Consider the following 15,501-nt stretch of genomic DNA (forward strand, 5'->3'; position numbering starts at 1 on the left):
GTCAACCGCAATCGCACGACGACGCCGCGCCGCGTAAAGAGGAGGAACTTTCCGTTCCGCTCGTCCGGGGCGTCCATTTCAGTGGATACTGGGGCCTTCAGCACGGAAACAGCATCCGCGTGCGGCGCGATCCGGTCTCGGCGCTCCCCGCGGACCCGGGGGAGCAGGGAGGGGCGAGCGATGTCGAAGCCCGAGCAGGCCCAGGACAGTCGGCGCACCATCGCCCAGAAGCTCGACCACCTCTTCCAGCAGATCCACCCCGCGGGGCGCGGTCCGTTCAGCTACCACGAGGTGGCGCACGCGATCCGCGAGCAGGCCGGGCCCACCGGGCCGACCGTCTCGCACGGCACGCTGCAGCAGATCCGCACCGGCGCCAAGACCAACCCGACGGTGAAGACCCTGGAGGCCATCGCGGCCTTCTTCGGGGTGCCCGCCGCCTACTTCCTGGACGACACGGTCGCCGAGCGGGTGGATGCCCGGGTGCGGGAGCTGAAGGCGGGCGCGCTGCCGCCGGCGGCGGCCGGTGCCAGGGCTGCGGCGGTTCCGGCCGGTCCGGCCGATGAACTGGCGGATGTGCTCGCCGACAGCAACATCCGCGCGGTCGCCTTCCGGCTGGCCGGCCTGTCACCCCGCGCGCTCAAGGGCCTGCGGGCGATCGTCGACCAGGTCCGGGAGGTCGAGGGGCTGCCCGAGGTCGGCCGCGTGCGGCGCGGCCGACCTCGGCCCGACCCGTCGTCCTGATCCCGGCGGCGCCCGGCACCCGGGCGCCCGGCACCGCGCCGCACCGCGCCGCGCGGCGCCGCGCGGCGCCCGGCAGGCCCCGTCCAGGGAGGACCGGTGACGCTCCGTGCGGTGAAGGAGACCGTATGCGGAGGACATCGCACCTGCACGCCACCGCACGTGACCGACGCTCGACCGAGCGTTTAAGCTTCTTGTTCGATCGTCCGGGCACGCTCGGCCCACCGGCCCCGCCCCCTGGCGGTGCGGTGGTGGAGCGACGGCGGAGAGGGCAGGCGGCCATGGGATGGCGCAGGCGGTCCCGATTGACCGCGCTGGCGGACCGGCTCGTCGTGCCCCGCCCCTTCCAGCTGGAGGAGTTCTGCGCGGCCATCGCCCGTGAGCGGGGGCGCCCGCTGCGCCTGGTGCCGCTGGCGGACGCCGCCGGGGCCGATCTGCCGTGCGGGCTCTGGGTCGGCCTGGAGACCGTCGACCTGATCTTCTTCGAGGCTGGTGCCGCACCCATCCTGAAGGCCCAGATCGTCCTGCACGAGATCTCGCACATGCTGCTCGACCACGTCTACCCGGAGGGCGCCTCGCTCGCCGACCTCACCGCGTTCGTCGAGCAGGCCGCCCGCGTCGAGCGGGACGAGCGGGACGAGCGGGACGAGCGGGCTGAGCAGGTAGGGCAGGTAGGGCAGGTAGGGCAGGCAGGGCAGCCCGAGCAGGCCGGGCTCGCGGCCGCCGCATCCGCCTCCGCGGCAACCGCGGCCGACCGCGCCGCGGACCTGGAGCTGGGCCTGGCCACCGACCGGGTCCTCGCGCTGCTCGCCCGCAACGGCTACAGCAGCCGCCAGGAGGCCGACGCCGAGACGCTCGCCACGCTGATCCTGGAGCGCGCCACCCGGGCCGGGGCCGACGGCGCCGCCCCCGGCGCGGACGCCGTGCTGACCCGCCTCAACGACGCCCTCGGCCACCCGGCGCGGCGCTCGTGACGCCGCCGCCCCTGCTCGCCGCCGCCGAGGGCACCGTCACCTCGCCCGCCGCCGCGCGCGTCGCCCAGCTCGCCGGCCAGGTGCCGCCCGCCCATGCGGCGGTGCTGGCCATGCTCTGGCTGGTGACCGCCTGGCGGCTGCCCGCCGCCGTCCGCAACCCGCGCCAGCGCGCCCTGTGGACGGCCTTCGCCGGCGTCAGCGTCCTGGCCACCCTGGGCCTGCCCGCGCTCGCCGTCCCGATCGACACGGCCTTCGGCGTGCCCAACGTGGCCGTGCTGATCAAGCACCTGATCGGCCTGGTCGCCTGCGGTGCGCTGGTCTCCTTCCTGACCGCCACGGCCCGCCCCGAGCTGGCGCCCCGGCTGCGCCGCCCGCAGCTGGCCGTGCTGCTCACCGCACAGGTCGGCCTGGTGGTCAGCTTCGCCCTGCTGCGGCAGTCCGGCGAGGTCGCGGAGTTCTACCAGGCCTACCCGGGGTCGGTACCGGCGGCGGTGTACGCGCTGATCGTGGCGGGCTACCTGGGGTCCGCGATGGGCTTCGGCAGCTGGCTCTTCGGCACCTACGCGCGCCGGGCCGGCGCCGGCTGGCTGCGCACCGGGCTGCGGGTGCTGGGCGCGGGCACGGCGGCCGGGGTTCTCTACTCGGTGCTGCGGATCTGCCAGGTGCTGCTGCAGCTCTTCGACCGGCCGATGTTCATGAGCGCCTCGATGCTCGACGGCATCGAGTGGGCGGCGATCGCGCTGGTCCTGCTGGGCAGTTCGATCCCGGCGGCCGACGGTGCCCGGGCCGCGGTGCGGGCCTGGCGCACCGCGCGGCGACTGCGGCCGCTCTGGGCCGAGCTCACCGGGGCGGTGCCCGAGGTGGTGCTGACCGCCCGGCTGGGCCGCAGCCCGCGGGTGCTGCTGCACCGGCGGGTGATCGAGATCCGCGACGCCGCCCTGGTGCTGGCCGGCCACACCGACCAGGAGTTGCGCGACCGGGCCGCCCGGCAGCCCGGGGCGGCCGCCCGCCCGGAGCTGGTCGAGGCGCTGCTGCTGCGGGCCGCCCGGGCCAGGCGGCTGGCCGGGCGGGCGCCGGCGGGCGGCGCCGTGCCCGGCCCCGCCGAGAGCTCCGCCGAGCTCGACTTCGAGGCGGAGACCGGGCGCCTGCTCCGCCTCGCCGCCGCCTACGGCTCGCCCGCCGCCGTCGCCTTCGGCGCGTCCGAGTCCGAGCCCTCGCCCGAGCCCTCGCCCGACCCGCAGCCGCAAGGAACCCCATGACCCCGCTCCCCGGCCCGACCCCCGCCGCCCCCGGCACCGCCCCGCCGATCGCGGTCGGCCCGAACGACCCCGCCGGCCGGGCGCGGGGCGCGCGGCTGGTCACCGACGGTCTGGAGCCGAAGAACTGGATCATCGCGGTCACCCTGCTGACCGGCTGGCACGCCGACCGCTGGGCCGGCGTCGGCTGGGGCCTGGTCGCCGCCCTCTTCGCCGGGGTGATCCCGATCCTGCTGATCAAGGCGGGTGAGCGACGCGGCCACTGGGGTGACCGGCACGTGCGCCGACGGCAGGACCGGCTGGTGGTGATACCGCTCATCATGGCCTCGGTGACGCTCGGGATGACCCTGATGCTGGCCTTCGGCGCCCCGGCGGCGATGGTCGCCCTGGTCGCCGCGATGCTGGCCAGCCTCGCCGTGATCCTCGCGGTCACCACGGTGTGGAAGGTCAGCGTGCACACCGCGGTCTCGTCCGGCGCGATCGTGATGCTCGCCTGCCAGTACGGTCCGTGGCTGCTCGCGCTCCACCTCCTGGTCGCGCTGGTGGGCTGGTCCCGGGTCGCGCTGCGCGACCACACCCTGGCGCAGGTGCTGGTGGGCACCGTGCTCGGCGCGGCGGTGGCGACGCCGGTCTTCCTCGCGCTGCGCTGAGATCCGCAGGGGGAGCGGGGGACCCCGCCCCCCTGCCGAGCCGAGCCCGCCGAGCCGCTACAGGGCCCCGCACAGCCCTCGCACAGCCCTCGCAGGGCCCCGCCGGGCCGCCGCGGGCCCCCTCCCGCCGTGCCGGGTGCCCGCCCCGCCCCGGCCGCGCCGTCGCCGCTCCGGGCCGCGGCGCGTCATTTGGCGCAGCAGCCCGCGCGTCCGCCCGGCGCACTGCCTAACGTGACGTCAGGAGCGAGGCGGGCGGCCGAGTGCTCGGCGCCTCTTCGGGCCTCGCTCCGACCCTCTTCCGTTCAGCGGCGTCAGCGGCCCGATGCCTGGAGCCGGGCGCCGCTCCCGCGCCTGCCCAGGAGGCAGCACGTGAGAGTTCGTCCCTGTACCCGCCGCCTCGCGGTGCTGGCCGCGCTGACCGTCACCACGGCGGTCGGCGCGAGCACCGCGCACGCCGTCGACATCCGGCCCAGCGGTCCGGTCCCCTTCATCGCCCAGCTCGACACCGTGTCGACCGTGGCCTCGACCGTCCCGGCCAACGGTGATGTGAACCCGTACGGCACCGCCGTGATCCACGAGAACGCGGGTGAGCTGCGCGAAGGATCCGTGCTGGTCAGCAATTTCAACAACAGCCAGAACCAGCAGGGCACCGGCACCACGCTGGTCCAGATCAGCCCCGACGGGCAGGCGCGCCAGTTCGCCCGGATCGACCCGAACAACCTGCCCGGCCCCTGCCCCGGCGGGGTCGGGCTGACCACCGCGCTCTCGGTGCTGCCCGGCGGCTGGGTGGTGGTGGGCAGCCTGCCGACCACGGACGGCACGGCGGCCACCGCCGGGGCGGGCTGCCTGCTGGTGCTCGACAAGCACGGCACGGTCCGCGAGACGCTGGCCGGCGACGGCATCAACGGCCCGTGGGACATGACCTCGGTGAGCCACGACGACCGGACCGAGCTCTTCGTCAGCAACGTGCTCAACGGCACCGTGGCGGGCGGCGGCAACAGGGTCGACCGGGGCACCGTGCTGCGGATCACCCTGCGCACCGGCCCCGGTGACGAGCCGCCGCGCCGGGTGGCGACCACCGTGATCGGCTCCGGATTCGGCCAGCGGACCGACCCGGCCGCCCTGGTGATCGGCCCCACCGGCCTGGGCCTCGGCCGGGAGGGCAAGCTCTACGTCGCCGACACCCTGGGCAACCGGATCACCGCGATCCCGGACGCGGAGCGCCGCGACAGCGATGCCGGCACCGGGCGCCAGGTCTCCATCGCCGACCACCTGAACTCCCCGCTGGGCCTGGCGATCGCCCCCAACGGCAACATCCTGACGGTCAACGGCGGCGACGGGCTGATCGTGGAGACCACCTGGTGCGGCGACCAGATCGCCACCCGACAGCTCGACTCCAGCGGCAACCCGCCCGGCGCGGGCGCCCTGTTCGGCCTGGCCGTCGACCGGGACAAGGACAGCGTCTACTTCGTGGACGACGCCACCAACACCCTGAACCGGCTGCACTGAGTCCGGCACGGGCCCTGGTCCGACCGGCGGGGAACCGTCGGTGGGCCAGGGCCCCTGCGTGCCGCCACCCCGCTGCCCGCCGCCTCAGGTGGTGGCGATCGCCGGGTCGCTGGTGCCGGCCCGGCCGGTCTCCACGTGCCCGGCCAGCCGGCGCAGGAAGCCGGGCTGTTCGGCGGTGGCCACCGACAGGTCGTACCAGCCGTTGCCGTGGTGCGGGTGGGCCGTGTGGCGCTGGTGGGCGCCCGGCCGCAGGCGGTAGGTGGCGGGGTGGTCGTTGCCGTTGCCGTAGGCGTCGGTGACGGTGACGGTGACCGGAGCGGATCCGCTGTTGGTCAGCACCAGCTCCACTTGCCCGCTGTCCCCGTCATGACGGGCCGTCACCTCGACGCCGGCGGTGCCGGCCTGCCCGCTGAACTGCCGCAGGAAGCCGTTGGGGCCGTGCACGGTGACGTCGTACGCGCCGGCGGCCAGCGTCCAGGTGCCCGACACCTGCCGCCGGGCCTCGGCGGTGTAGGTCCAGGGGCCGCCGGGCTGGGTCGCGGAGGTCACCAGGAAGTGGGCGCCGGCCGCGCCGTGGCTGGCGAAGTCGATCCGCAGCCGGCCGTCCGCGCCGGCCCGGCCGTCGGCGGCCAGGTCGTAGGGCAGCGGGCGGGCGGTGCGCACCCCGGGCTCCTGCTTGGGCAGCGCCGGGTCGGCCGGCGGCACCGGCACGTAGCCGGCGTGCCGGTCCTGGTCCGGCGGCAGGTAGCCGGCGGTGTCGGGCAGGCCGGGCACCTCGGCGTCGGGGCGGCGGAAGTCGAAGGCCGCCGTCAGGTCGCCGCAGACCGCGCGGCGCCAGGGCGAGATGTTCGGCTCGTGCACCCCGAAGCGCTGCTCGATGAACCGGATGATCGAGGTGTGGTCGAAGGTCTGCGAGCAGACAGCGCCGCCCTTGCTCCACGGCGAGACGACGAACATCGGCACCCGCTGGCCCAGGCCGTACGGGCCGGCGGTGGCGGAGTCGCCGGCCGCCGGGGTGAAGAGCTCCCCGGTGGTGGCCACGGTGGACTGCCCCTCGGCCGCCGAGGCCGGCGGGTACGGCGGTACCACGTGGTCGAAGAAGCCGTCGTTCTCGTCGTAGGTGATCAGCAGGGCCGTCCTGCTCCACACCTCGGGGTCGGCGGTCAGCGCGTCCAGCACCTGCGAGATGTACCAGGCGCCGTAGTTGGCCGGCCAGTTGGGGTGCTCGGTGAAGGCCTCGGGTGCCACGATCCAGGAGACCTGGGGCAGCGTGCCGCCCACCACGTCGGCCGTCAGCCGGTCGAAGAGGCCCTCGCCCGACTTGTTGTCGGTCCCGGTGCGGGCCTTGTCGTAGAGCGGCTCGCCGGGCTTGGCGTTGCGGTACTGGTCGAAGTACAGCAGGGAGTTGTCGCCGTAGTTCCCCCGGTAGGCATCCTGTATCCAGCCCCAGCCGCCGTTCGCGTCCAGGCCGTTGCCGATGTCCTGGTAGATCTTCCAGGAGACGCCGGCCTGCTCCAGCCGCTCCGGGTAGGTGGTCCAGGAGTAGCCGGCCTCGGCGTTGTTGATGACCGGGCCGCCGCCCTTGCCGTCGTTGCCGGTCCAACCCGTCCACATGTAGTAGCGGTTCGGGTCGGTGGGGCCCACCAGCGAGCAGTGGTAGGCGTCGCAGATGGTGAACGCGTCGGCCAGCGCGTAGTGGAAGGGGATGTCCTGCCGGGTCAGGTAGGCCATCGTGGTGGCGGTCTTGGCCGGCACCCACTGGTCGTACTTGCCCTCGTTGCGCGCCTGGTGGCCGCTGTTCCAGTCGTGCGCGAGGTCCTCCAGGAACTGCAGTCCCAGGTTCTCCGCGCCCGGGTGGAACGGCAGCACGTCCTTGCTGCCGTCCCACTGGTACCAGACCGGCTTGCCGCTGGGCAGCGTCACCGGTCGCGGGTCGCCGAAGCCGCGCACGCCGCGCAGGGTGCCGAAGTAGTGGTCGAAGGAACGGTTCTCCTGCATCAGCACGACGATGTGCTCCACGTCGCGCAGGCTCCCGGTGCCGCGGTTGGCCGGGATGTCCGCGGCGCGCGCGATGCTGGTGGACATCGCGGAGAGGGCGGCGGTCGAGCCCGCCAGTTGGATGAGCCGGCGGCGGTTGATGTCGGTCATGGCAGGCCTGTCTCCTGAGGGCTCCGGGGGCGGCACGGGACGACGCGGGTGCGCAGACAGTCTCATGAGTCGACCGATAACGTACGGCGGAGCGCGGGGGAAGGCCTGGAGAACCCTGCGCCAACTTCGTTGGTTTCAGGCGGTTCTACCAGTAGGCATACGGTATGACGGTAGGCCGGACGCTCGCTCGGCCCGACCGGAGCGTAGACCGGAGCGGGCGTCCCACCGTGCTGTCGCCTCTCACTTCGTCGGGAAGGTGCCGAGGCACGTCGCCATGGTGCTCAGGGTCTGGGCGGCGTCCCCGTCGGGATCGACCGTCGCGTCGGTACCGGTGACGTCCACCATCGTGATGACGTTTCCGGACAGCACGAACGACGCTACTTCATCGTCCCGTACGGGCATCAGGCTCGCCAGGATTTCACCTGGACGAGGCCACCGAGACGCGCCGCGCTCTCGTGAGCTTCCGCCGTCGGCCGCCGGCGGCGAGTTCGCTGAGGCGCTCGCCGATCACGGAGACGCCGGGTCGGGGCTCCTGCGCGTAGTACCAGGGCTTGCGTCGGCGCAACAGGTCCTCGCCGTGCTCGGCCCAGCTGAATCCGGGTTTCCGCAGCAGCTTCCGGAAGACCGCGTCGGTGGTTTCCGGGTGGGCGGCGGCCAGGCGGCGGATCGGCAGGGGGGCGATCGAGTCCTCGCGCAGGTATGTGCGCAGCAGGTCCTGGTGCTTCCTACGGCCCGTCAGGGCCGGGTCGGCGAAGAGGTCCCGCAGCATCCCGTAGTCCGCGTAGAAGTTCATTCCGTCAACTTCGTCGTAGATGACGCCGATCGTCTCCGAGTCTGCGAGGCCCCGTGGGAGTTCGAATGCCGGGAAGTCCAGCCCGGGCAGCCGCCTGCCTTGTGCGCGGTCGGGGTGTGCGGCGGTGGTGGCCTCCTGCCGGTGCCGGTAGTAGGAGTTGAGCAGGTCCTCGGCTTCGGCTGGGGGAAGGACCAGTTCGTCACCACCGCAGAATTCGACGAAGGCGGCCCGGTCCTCCCGCATCCGCTGCCAGCCCTGTTCGATCTTCTCGGGGTTGCGGAAGACCAGCTCGGGCTGGCCGGCTGCCAGTTGGACCGCGGCTCGGGCGATCTCGGTGGCGCTGGACTTCGGGTACGACGACATCATCCCGGAGATCAACCACACACCGTCGGCCGAGTGGATGGGCACCAAGCAGGCGAGAAGGAACTGTCCCTTGGACACTCCACGGAAGGCGCTCGGCCCGACGTTCGAGTACACGCGGTACTCCAGGTCGTCGACCAGGTTCAGCAGGACGACGCCATCCCCGTCCTTGCGCCGGATCTCGAAGACGCCCTCGACCGGGCCACGCCAGCCGAGCAGCATCTCCCGATCGACTTCGCTCAAGTCCCGCCGTGAGGCGACGAATCGGTCCACCACGGTGGCACCTCCCGGCAGGCGGTACCGCAGGATGAAGTGGTCGATGATCCGGATCGCGTCGCCTTCGCCCAGCCGCCGCTCAGGGCCTGCGGCCTCCAGTAGAAGAGGCGTCAGCCACCGGTCGAAGCGAGCGCTCCGCGCGAAGGCGACCAGCTCTCCCTTCAACTCGGCACTGCGCTCGATGAGATCGGTGAGCGAGCGCTCGCCGTGATCCGCATCCCGAACCGCGATCGCCATGTCCTGCTCTCCCTGCAAGCCAGTTCCGAAATGAGGTGTGAGCTGCTCGGTGTCAGCCGGCCCAGTGGCGGTACGCCTCGACCCACTCGGCGCCACAAGGGGCAGGTGTTGGCATCGGCAGCTCCAGGATCCCGATCTTCTGTCGAACGCGGCCGCGAGAGCACAGTGCGACGATCCGGCCGTCCTCCGCGAGATCGACGCCGCGCACGGTCACCTCGACGCCGAGGACCGTCGTGCTGAACGGCACCGCGAGATTCTCCCGCAGCATGGTGAACAGACCGCTCAGCTGCTCGTCCTCGCCGTAGGCGTCGACGGTGGCCTCGTCGACCATGGCCTCAAGCTCGGCCCTGCCCGGTGCACCCATGGCGCCACGCTAGCGGTCGTGCGGGTGCCGTCGCCGCGGGTCGCTCGAATCTCACCTGCCGGAGCGAACGCGTAGGGTCGAAGCCATGCGTCCGAGCACAGTGATCCTTCCCCATCCACCGGTGGGCCGAGGGGCGGAAGATCTGGCGGCGGGCCGAGGACCTCGGGTTCCATGCCGCGTACACCTATGACCACCTGTCGTGGCGGTGGTTCCGCGAGGAGCCGTGGTCCGGGGCGGTTCCCACGCTGACGGCTGCCGCCGCGGCGACGGAGCGGATCCGCCTCGGCACGCTCGTCACCTCGGTCAATACTCGTTCACCCATCGGGGGCTGATCGGCGAAGAAGCTGCGAGAGGGTTGGCGTAGGCGCTCAGATCGGCTCGACTGCGACGCGCGGGTGGCACAGTCTGCGCAAGTCATCCAGGTCACTCGTGACAACGGTGACGTCGCCCCGTTCGAGGTGTGCCGTGGCCGCGAGCATCGCATCGATGGCGTACTTGTGGCCGTGCAACCCTTCGGCTGCGAGCAACTTGCTTGCGGCGCGGGCGATCTCCTCTGTGATCGGGCGTACCTTGGTCAGGGAGACGGCGTGGTCGAACGCGGCCTGGGGCACTCTGGGGTCACGAGCCTCCACCAGAGTCGCCGCACTTGTGACGACCAACAGGTCGAGGGTTCGCGCTACATCCAGCCAGACCGTCATATCGCGGTGCCGGCGGGAGAGTTTGGAGAGCGCCTCGCTGTCGAGAACGAGCGTTCCGCTCACGCGGCGTCTGCCGGAGCCGAGTTGTCACGGTGCGTGGCATGGTGGGCGCGGATGCGCTCGGCCCTGGCCGCCACCTCGGTCGGGTCGACCGGGCCGTGCTCCGCTTCGGCAGTGGCGATGTACTCATCGATGGCTTCGCGTTGGAGTTGCCGCTGCACGGCCTCCTCGATGTAGGAGGAAACTCCCTGCTTTCCGGCACGTGCACGAATCGCCTCCAGGGTCTCGGTGCGCAAGGAGACACTGGTGACACGGGTCTTGCCAGGGCGGGACGCATCCATGGAACCAGTGTAGTACATGACCTACTAGCCGGGCCCGTCCGACAGGCGCGCCTCGCTCCTGCTGATGCAACCGCTCCCGTAGGGTCGAGGGCATGCGACTGAGCACGGTGATCCTCCCCATCCACCGGTGGAGCGAGGGCCAGAAGATCTGGCGGCGGGCCGAGGAGCTCGGGTTCCACGCCGCGTACACCTACGACCACCTCTCCTGGCGGAGCTTCCGCGACGAGCCCTGGTTCGGTGCGGTCCCCACCCTGACCGCCGCCGCGACGGCGACCGAGCGGATCCGGCTGGGCACCCTGGTCACCTCGGTCAATCCCGTTTCACCTATCGCAGCCTGACCTGCGATGTTTCGCCGGTTCAGCCCCTGATGCCACTATCCCTGCGAGTCGGCGGGCCAGAACTTGGGCGGGGCGCTTGCAGGATCCACGATCCGCAAGCGGCTCTGTTGGGACGGGTCGACCGCATTCAGCGAGATCAGACGCTGGCCGTCCGCCTGCTCGAGTTCAGCCAAGGCGTGGGGTAGGCCGGCGCACACAGCGGCGATAGCCGCACCGAGACCCACCAACCCACCGTGCTTGTGATTTTGGCGGTACTCGATGCGATGCAGGCCCGACTCGGCGACGGCGACCACCTCGAGTGGACGGCTCAGTTGCTTCGTGTCATTCGTGACTACGATCTGAAAGCCGTCCGCTGCCGCACGGGAGTAGAGGTCGACATCCTTGGTTCCCGCCCAGCCGCTGAGTTCGGCTACATGCTCGACGACGTGGTGCTTCAGGAGCAGCCGCACGATCCGTGCCATGGGAAGCGGCACATTCTCGTCGAGCAGCAGCTTCAAGACGCTGCCTGCCGGATTTCCGCGTCCTCGTAACTGTCGACATAGTCGGCGAAGTCCGCTGCGTCGCGCGCTGCTTCTGCTGTCACGCCCGGGTAGTAGTCGCCGATCTGCTCAGGTTGCACGCCGTCCCGTAGGAGAGCGGCGACCTCTGTCGCCGGGATGCGTGTCCCCTCGACGACTGGCTCGCCGCCTCGCACGGCAGGGTCGATGGACACGTGTGGCCGGGGTTCAAGGAGGTCCGGGATTCGTCGACCACCACGGTAGAAGGGCGCAAGCACCTCCACCATGTCGTGGATGACGACATTGCCCTTGCTCCGCACGAGGTCCACTGCGTGGTCCGGGTCTGCCAGGTAGATCGTGTCACCGCCCGCGACCAGTCGGTAGGCCGAGAGGTGTTCCCGTTCGTCGAGGCCCTCGCGCAACGTGCTCAGCGCCCGCCTGATCTTCTGCAGGGATGCCTCCTCGCGAAGGCGGACACAGGCTCGCAGGGCGACCACGTCGCGAAAGGAGTAGAGGATCGGACGAGACGCCGAGATCTCCGGCACCAGGACAGCGCCGCGCTCGCCGGTGGCCCGTCGCCAGTGCGACAGCTGCCGCAGGGTCGCACCGGACAACGCGGCAGCCAGTTTGGGCTCGTACGACATGCGGCACCTCCTTGGCTCCAGACGACGATCCGACGCTACTTCATCGTCCCGTACGGGCATCAGGCTCGCCAGCATTTCACCCGGATGGGGGCACCGGTACGCACCGTCATGGTCTGGAGCGCGGGCTTCACTGAGTCCCGTAGGGCGCAAGGTCAGCGGTTGCGCGGGTGTCATCACTGTGGGTTACTCGAAAGCTCACTCGCCGGAGCACGCGCGTAGGGTCGAGGGCATGCGCTTGAGTACCGTGATCCTTCCCATCCACCGGTGGAGTGAGGGGCAGAAGATCTGGCGGCGGGCCGAGGAGCTCGGGTTCCACGCCGCGTACACCTACGACCACCTCTCCTGGCGGAGCTTCCGTGACGAGCCCTGGTTCGGCGCGGTCCCGACGCTGACCGCCGCCGCGACGGCGACCGAGCGGATCCGGCTGGGCACCCTCGTGACCTCGCCGAACTTTCGTCACCCCGTGACGTTGGCCAAGGAGCTGGTCAGCCTGGACGATGTCTCGGGCGGGCGGCTGACGGTCGGGATCGGGGCCGGCGGGGTCGGGTTCGATGCGACGGCGATGGGCCAGGAGCCGTGGTCGCCCAAGGAGCGGGCGGACCGGTTCGGCGAGTTCCTGCCGCTGCTGGACAAGCTGCTCGGCCAGGACGCCACCTCCGAGGAGGGCCGCTACTACTCGGCGGTCGAGGCGCGTAACATCCCCGGCTGCGTGCAGCGGCCGCGGGTGCCGTTCTACGTGGCGGCGACCGGGCCGCGCGGGCTGCGGCTCGCGGCGGAGTACGGGCAGGGCTGGGTGACGTACGGCGATCCGAAGGGCCCGGCGGACGTGCCGGTGGAGCAGGCGCCCGGGGTGATCGCGAAGCAGATCGAGAAGCTGACGGCGGCCTGCGAGGCGCGCGGGCGGGACGTGGCGGAGCTGGAGAAGCTACTGCTCCAGGGCTCGACCGCGGAGAAGCCGCTGCAGTCTCTCGACGCCTTCGTCGACTGGGCCGGCCGGTACCAGGAGCTGGGCATCACCGAGCTGGTGATCCACTGGCCGGTCCCGGACTCGATCTTCGAGAACGACCTCGACGTGTTCGAGCGGATCGCCACCGAGGGCCTGGCTCAACTTGGCTGAGCCGGACCCTGCTCCGCGTGGTTCGCGCCGCCGACCCACGCGGAGCAATCTGTCCGCCACCGGCTGGTCGGCCACTGGCGGACAGGCGTCGAGACTCAGCGGGCCGCGAGACCCCGCCAGCAGGCTGCCGAATCCACGTTCCTGCAGGTCAGCACGCGATGGATGAAAAAGGATTGACCGAGGTGACCAGCGTGCCGAGCCGGATCCGCTCGGTGGCGGCGGCCGCCGTGAGGGTCGGGACCGCGCCGAACCACGGCTCCTCACGGAAGCTCCGCCACGACAGGTGGTCATAGGTGTATGCGGCGTGGAACCCGAGTTCCTCGGCCCGCCGCCAGATCTTCTGGCCCTCGTTCCACCGGTGGATGGGGAGGATCACTGTGCTCGGACGGATGGCTCCGACCCTACGTGTCGAAGAGCCGGACTCTAGGCGCATACCGCAGTATGCTTTCTCTATGTCCGCTACGACCCGCATCACGGTCACCCTCCCGACCGAGCAGGTGGCCGAGCTCAAGAAGCTCACCGACAACATCTCCGGCTACGTGGCCGAGGCGGTCGCTCGTCAGATCCGGCATCAACTGCTCGGTGACGACCTGCGCCGGCACCAGGAGGAGCACGGCACGTTCACCGATAAGGAGCTGTCCGAAGCCCACGCCAGGGTTTTCGGCTCCGCGGAGTCCAAGGGTGCGGCGAGCGCCGCGTGAGTGACCGCTTCGAGACGGTGGTGCTGGACTCACAGGGCCTGTCCGCATGGATCGCCCAGGACCGAGGCGTTCTCGCGATGCTTCAGGTCTTCCACTCGATGGCAGCTGATCTGGTGGTCTGCGCCAACACCATCGTGGAGGTCACGCACGCGCGTGCGAACATGCCGCGTTTGAGCTGGACGCTCTCGCGGGTCAAGGTCGAGTCGGTCACCGAGCAGGCTGCCAAGGCATCGGCGGAGCTGCTCAAGCAAGCCGGGCTGCACGGCCACAAGTACGCGATCGACGCGACCGTCGCCGAGATGGCACTTCGTCAGCCGGGGCCCGTGGCGATGCTGACTTCGGATGTCGACGACATGGCCGAACTCTGCGGCAGCCGCGTCCGGCTCATCGCGGTCTGAGCGTCGGCGGAGCTACCGGTACGTGCCGCGCGGACAGCTTCAGGCTGTGCCAGGTGCACGAGGATTGACCGAGGTGACGAGCGTGCCGAGGTGGATCCGCGCGGTGGCTGCGGCGGCGGTCAGGGTGGGGACCGCCCCGGGGCTCATCGCGGAAGGACCGCCAGGAGAGGCCTTGCGGAGAAGGCATCGTGCGTAAGCGGCTCTGTTACACGACGCGGACAGTAGAGAGAACTTGAGGGGACATCAGGACGAGAAGATTTCCACAGAGCGTCCGCCAGGTCTCCGAACATGTGAGTGGAGCAGGAGTGAGGCGCACTACCCGCCTTCTTCCGTGTCCGAGTTTCCTGGGGGACTTTCCGATGTCTGCTCGCTTCGCCCGTCGCGCCCGTCTGCTGGCCGCCGCCACCGCCACCGTGCTCGGAGCGGCGATGCCGCTGCTCGGCGGTGCCTCGACGGCCTGGGCCGATGGCTCGGGTGGCACTGTCGCGGTGGCTCCCGAGACGTCCGCGGCCCCGGCCCCGGCGCCGAGCACTGCCGTGCCGAGCGCTGCCGGGGTGCCGGTCGCGCCCGCCGCGGTGCACCAGGGCGAGCCGACGGTCGCCTTCCTGCCGGGCACGCCCACGACCATCACCGCGGGCGGCGGCCCGGTCGAACTCGACGTGGAGATGGCCAACTTCACCGGTGCGGCGTACGACGGCCTGCGACCGGTCCTCGGGTTCGACAACACGCTGGCGAGTTCCCACCAGGGTGGTGGGACCAACCTGCGGCCCGAGGACTTCACCGTCAAGGTCATGACGGGCGGGCGGTTGATGACGCTGCCGGTCAACCACGGGTCCGACCCGGTGATCTACGCCGACACCTCCAGCCTCGCCCAGCACCTGGACGACGGCCGGGCTTCGCGCTTCATGTTCGAGGTCTCGCTCTCCGCCAAGGCGCCCGCCGACCAGCACGACGTCACGGTGTACTTCGGTACCGCGCCCGGCGGCGCGAGCGCGGTGCGCACCCTGCACATCGTCCGCCCGGACGCACCGAGCAGCGCGCCGGCCAAGTCCGCGCCCGCCAAGTCCGCCCCGCCCGCCGCTACCGCGCCGACCCAGGCCGCCGCCGCTCACCCCGCGGCGGCGACCTCGCCCGCCGCCGTGCAGCCCGCCGCCGTGCAGCCCATGGCGGCGACCTCGCCCGCGGCTGTCCCGACCACGGCTGTCCCGACCACGGCGCCCACCGCCGGGAAGCAGCTCGCCTTCACCGGCGGCGGCTCCTCCTCCGGCCTGCTGATCGGCGCCGGCGGAGCCTTGGTGGTCCTCGGCGCGGGCGCGGTGACGCTGGCCGCACGCCGTCGCTCGACGGCCCGCCACTGAGCCCGGAGCGGGGCCGGTGCTCCGCGTCGGATCGTCACGGGCCCGCACTCGCGGCCCAGGCCCGCCGACCACGACACTGCCGCTCCGTGCCATGCCGACAAGCC

The 15,501-nt window shown here is 71.6% G+C and carries 18 protein-coding genes and 3 pseudogenes; 11 read left to right on the forward strand and 10 right to left on the reverse strand.

Features of this window, described 5'->3' with window-relative positions; all coding sequences use genetic code 11:
- Positions 1-180 precede the first annotated feature (180 nt).
- The 5 genes from OG455_RS20380 to OG455_RS20400 all read left to right on the forward strand — a co-directional run bounded on the left by OG455_RS20380 (position 181) and on the right by OG455_RS20400 (position 5,127).
- Entirely contained in the window at positions 181-741 is a 561-nt protein-coding gene (locus tag OG455_RS20380) for a helix-turn-helix domain-containing protein (RefSeq protein WP_266295759.1), read from the forward strand.
- A gap of 302 nt (positions 742-1,043) precedes the next feature.
- Positions 1,044-1,712 carry a hypothetical protein gene (locus OG455_RS20385; RefSeq protein ID WP_266295761.1) on the forward strand — a complete coding sequence of 223 codons (669 nt, stop codon included), beginning with the start codon at positions 1,044-1,046 and terminating at the stop codon, positions 1,710-1,712.
- Complete coding sequence (locus tag OG455_RS20390) at positions 1,709-2,971, forward strand: MAB_1171c family putative transporter (protein WP_266295763.1); 1,263 nt, start codon at positions 1,709-1,711, stop codon at positions 2,969-2,971. The genes OG455_RS20385 and OG455_RS20390 overlap by 4 nt, the downstream gene beginning before the upstream one ends.
- Positions 2,968-3,618, forward strand: coding sequence for a hypothetical protein (locus tag OG455_RS20395; protein ID WP_266295765.1), 651 nt, complete (start codon positions 2,968-2,970; stop codon positions 3,616-3,618). Before OG455_RS20390 ends, OG455_RS20395 begins: the two co-directional genes overlap by 4 nt.
- A 369-nt stretch (positions 3,619-3,987) precedes the next feature.
- Positions 3,988-5,127 (forward strand): hypothetical protein, encoded by a 1,140-nt coding sequence (locus tag OG455_RS20400; protein WP_266295767.1) that lies wholly within the window; start codon positions 3,988-3,990, stop codon positions 5,125-5,127.
- An 84-nt stretch (positions 5,128-5,211) separates the two neighbouring features.
- Here the strand turns inward: OG455_RS20400 and OG455_RS20405 are convergent, their stop codons facing one another.
- The 4 genes from OG455_RS20405 to OG455_RS20420 form a co-directional block, all read right to left on the reverse strand.
- Complete coding sequence (locus tag OG455_RS20405; protein WP_266295769.1) at positions 5,212-7,275, reverse strand: phosphocholine-specific phospholipase C; 2,064 nt, start codon at positions 7,273-7,275, stop codon at positions 5,212-5,214.
- A gap of 240 nt (positions 7,276-7,515) precedes the next feature.
- The gene (locus OG455_RS20410; protein WP_266295771.1) at positions 7,516-7,677 is read right to left on the reverse strand and encodes a hypothetical protein; all 162 of its coding nucleotides are present in this window, start codon (positions 7,675-7,677) and stop codon (positions 7,516-7,518) included.
- Between the two features lie 16 nt (positions 7,678-7,693).
- Entirely contained in the window at positions 7,694-8,941 is a 1,248-nt protein-coding gene (locus OG455_RS20415; RefSeq protein WP_266295773.1) for a hypothetical protein, read from the reverse strand.
- A gap of 52 nt (positions 8,942-8,993) precedes the next feature.
- Positions 8,994-9,305, reverse strand: a complete 312-nt coding sequence (locus OG455_RS20420; RefSeq protein WP_266295775.1) for a hypothetical protein — start codon at positions 9,303-9,305, stop codon at positions 8,994-8,996.
- A gap of 85 nt (positions 9,306-9,390) precedes the next feature.
- Between OG455_RS20420 and OG455_RS20425 the strand changes: the two are divergent.
- A pseudogene (locus OG455_RS20425) lies at positions 9,391-9,628 on the forward strand (LLM class flavin-dependent oxidoreductase); the annotation flags it as partial.
- 45 nt (positions 9,629-9,673) lie between these two features.
- Here the strand turns inward: OG455_RS20425 and OG455_RS20430 are convergent.
- Both OG455_RS20430 and OG455_RS20435 read right to left on the reverse strand, forming a co-directional pair.
- Complete coding sequence (locus tag OG455_RS20430; protein ID WP_266295777.1) at positions 9,674-10,066, reverse strand: type II toxin-antitoxin system VapC family toxin; 393 nt, start codon at positions 10,064-10,066, stop codon at positions 9,674-9,676.
- The gene (locus OG455_RS20435; protein ID WP_266295779.1) at positions 10,063-10,344 is read right to left on the reverse strand and encodes a hypothetical protein; all 282 of its coding nucleotides are present in this window, start codon (positions 10,342-10,344) and stop codon (positions 10,063-10,065) included. The genes OG455_RS20430 and OG455_RS20435 overlap by 4 nt, the downstream gene beginning before the upstream one ends.
- A 92-nt stretch (positions 10,345-10,436) precedes the next feature.
- Here OG455_RS20435 and OG455_RS20440 point away from each other — a divergent pair, with 92 nt between their 5' ends.
- Positions 10,437-10,682, forward strand: a complete 246-nt coding sequence (locus tag OG455_RS20440) for an LLM class flavin-dependent oxidoreductase (RefSeq protein WP_266295781.1) — start codon at positions 10,437-10,439, stop codon at positions 10,680-10,682.
- Positions 10,683-10,717: 35 nt separating this feature from the next.
- Here the strand turns inward: OG455_RS20440 and OG455_RS20445 are convergent, their stop codons facing one another.
- Together OG455_RS20445 and OG455_RS20450 are read right to left on the reverse strand one after the other, a co-directional pair.
- Positions 10,718-11,179 carry a DUF5615 family PIN-like protein gene (locus OG455_RS20445; RefSeq protein ID WP_266295783.1) on the reverse strand — a complete coding sequence of 154 codons (462 nt, stop codon included), beginning with the start codon at positions 11,177-11,179 and terminating at the stop codon, positions 10,718-10,720.
- The gene (locus OG455_RS20450; RefSeq protein ID WP_266295785.1) at positions 11,176-11,823 is read right to left on the reverse strand and encodes a DUF433 domain-containing protein; all 648 of its coding nucleotides are present in this window, start codon (positions 11,821-11,823) and stop codon (positions 11,176-11,178) included. The genes OG455_RS20445 and OG455_RS20450 overlap by 4 nt, the downstream gene beginning before the upstream one ends.
- A gap of 229 nt (positions 11,824-12,052) precedes the next feature.
- Here OG455_RS20450 and OG455_RS20455 point away from each other — a divergent pair, with 229 nt between their 5' ends.
- A complete protein-coding gene (locus OG455_RS20455; RefSeq protein WP_266295787.1) occupies positions 12,053-12,940 on the forward strand; it encodes an LLM class flavin-dependent oxidoreductase in 888 nt (295 codons plus the stop codon).
- 178 nt (positions 12,941-13,118) lie between these two features.
- Here the strand turns inward: OG455_RS20455 and OG455_RS20460 are convergent.
- A pseudogene (locus OG455_RS20460) lies at positions 13,119-13,331 on the reverse strand (LLM class flavin-dependent oxidoreductase); the annotation flags it as partial.
- Positions 13,332-13,392: 61 nt separating this feature from the next.
- Between OG455_RS20460 and OG455_RS20465 the strand changes: the two are divergent.
- Positions 13,393-13,641, forward strand: a complete 249-nt coding sequence (locus OG455_RS20465) for a type II toxin-antitoxin system CcdA family antitoxin (RefSeq protein ID WP_266295789.1) — start codon at positions 13,393-13,395, stop codon at positions 13,639-13,641.
- Positions 13,638-14,039, forward strand: coding sequence for a DNA-binding protein (locus OG455_RS20470; protein ID WP_266295791.1), 402 nt, complete (start codon positions 13,638-13,640; stop codon positions 14,037-14,039). The genes OG455_RS20465 and OG455_RS20470 overlap by 4 nt, the downstream gene beginning before the upstream one ends.
- A gap of 45 nt (positions 14,040-14,084) precedes the next feature.
- Here the strand turns inward: OG455_RS20470 and OG455_RS20475 are convergent.
- Positions 14,085-14,208 (reverse strand): annotated as a pseudogene (locus OG455_RS20475) (LLM class flavin-dependent oxidoreductase); the annotation flags it as partial.
- Between the two features lie 190 nt (positions 14,209-14,398).
- Here OG455_RS20475 and OG455_RS20480 point away from each other — a divergent pair.
- Positions 14,399-15,397 (forward strand): hypothetical protein, encoded by a 999-nt coding sequence (locus OG455_RS20480; RefSeq protein ID WP_266295793.1) that lies wholly within the window; start codon positions 14,399-14,401, stop codon positions 15,395-15,397.
- Positions 15,398-15,501 lie beyond the last annotated feature (104 nt).

It is taken from the genome of Kitasatospora sp. NBC_01287, from assembly GCF_026340565.1.
Lineage (GTDB): Bacteria > Actinomycetota > Actinomycetes > Streptomycetales > Streptomycetaceae > Kitasatospora.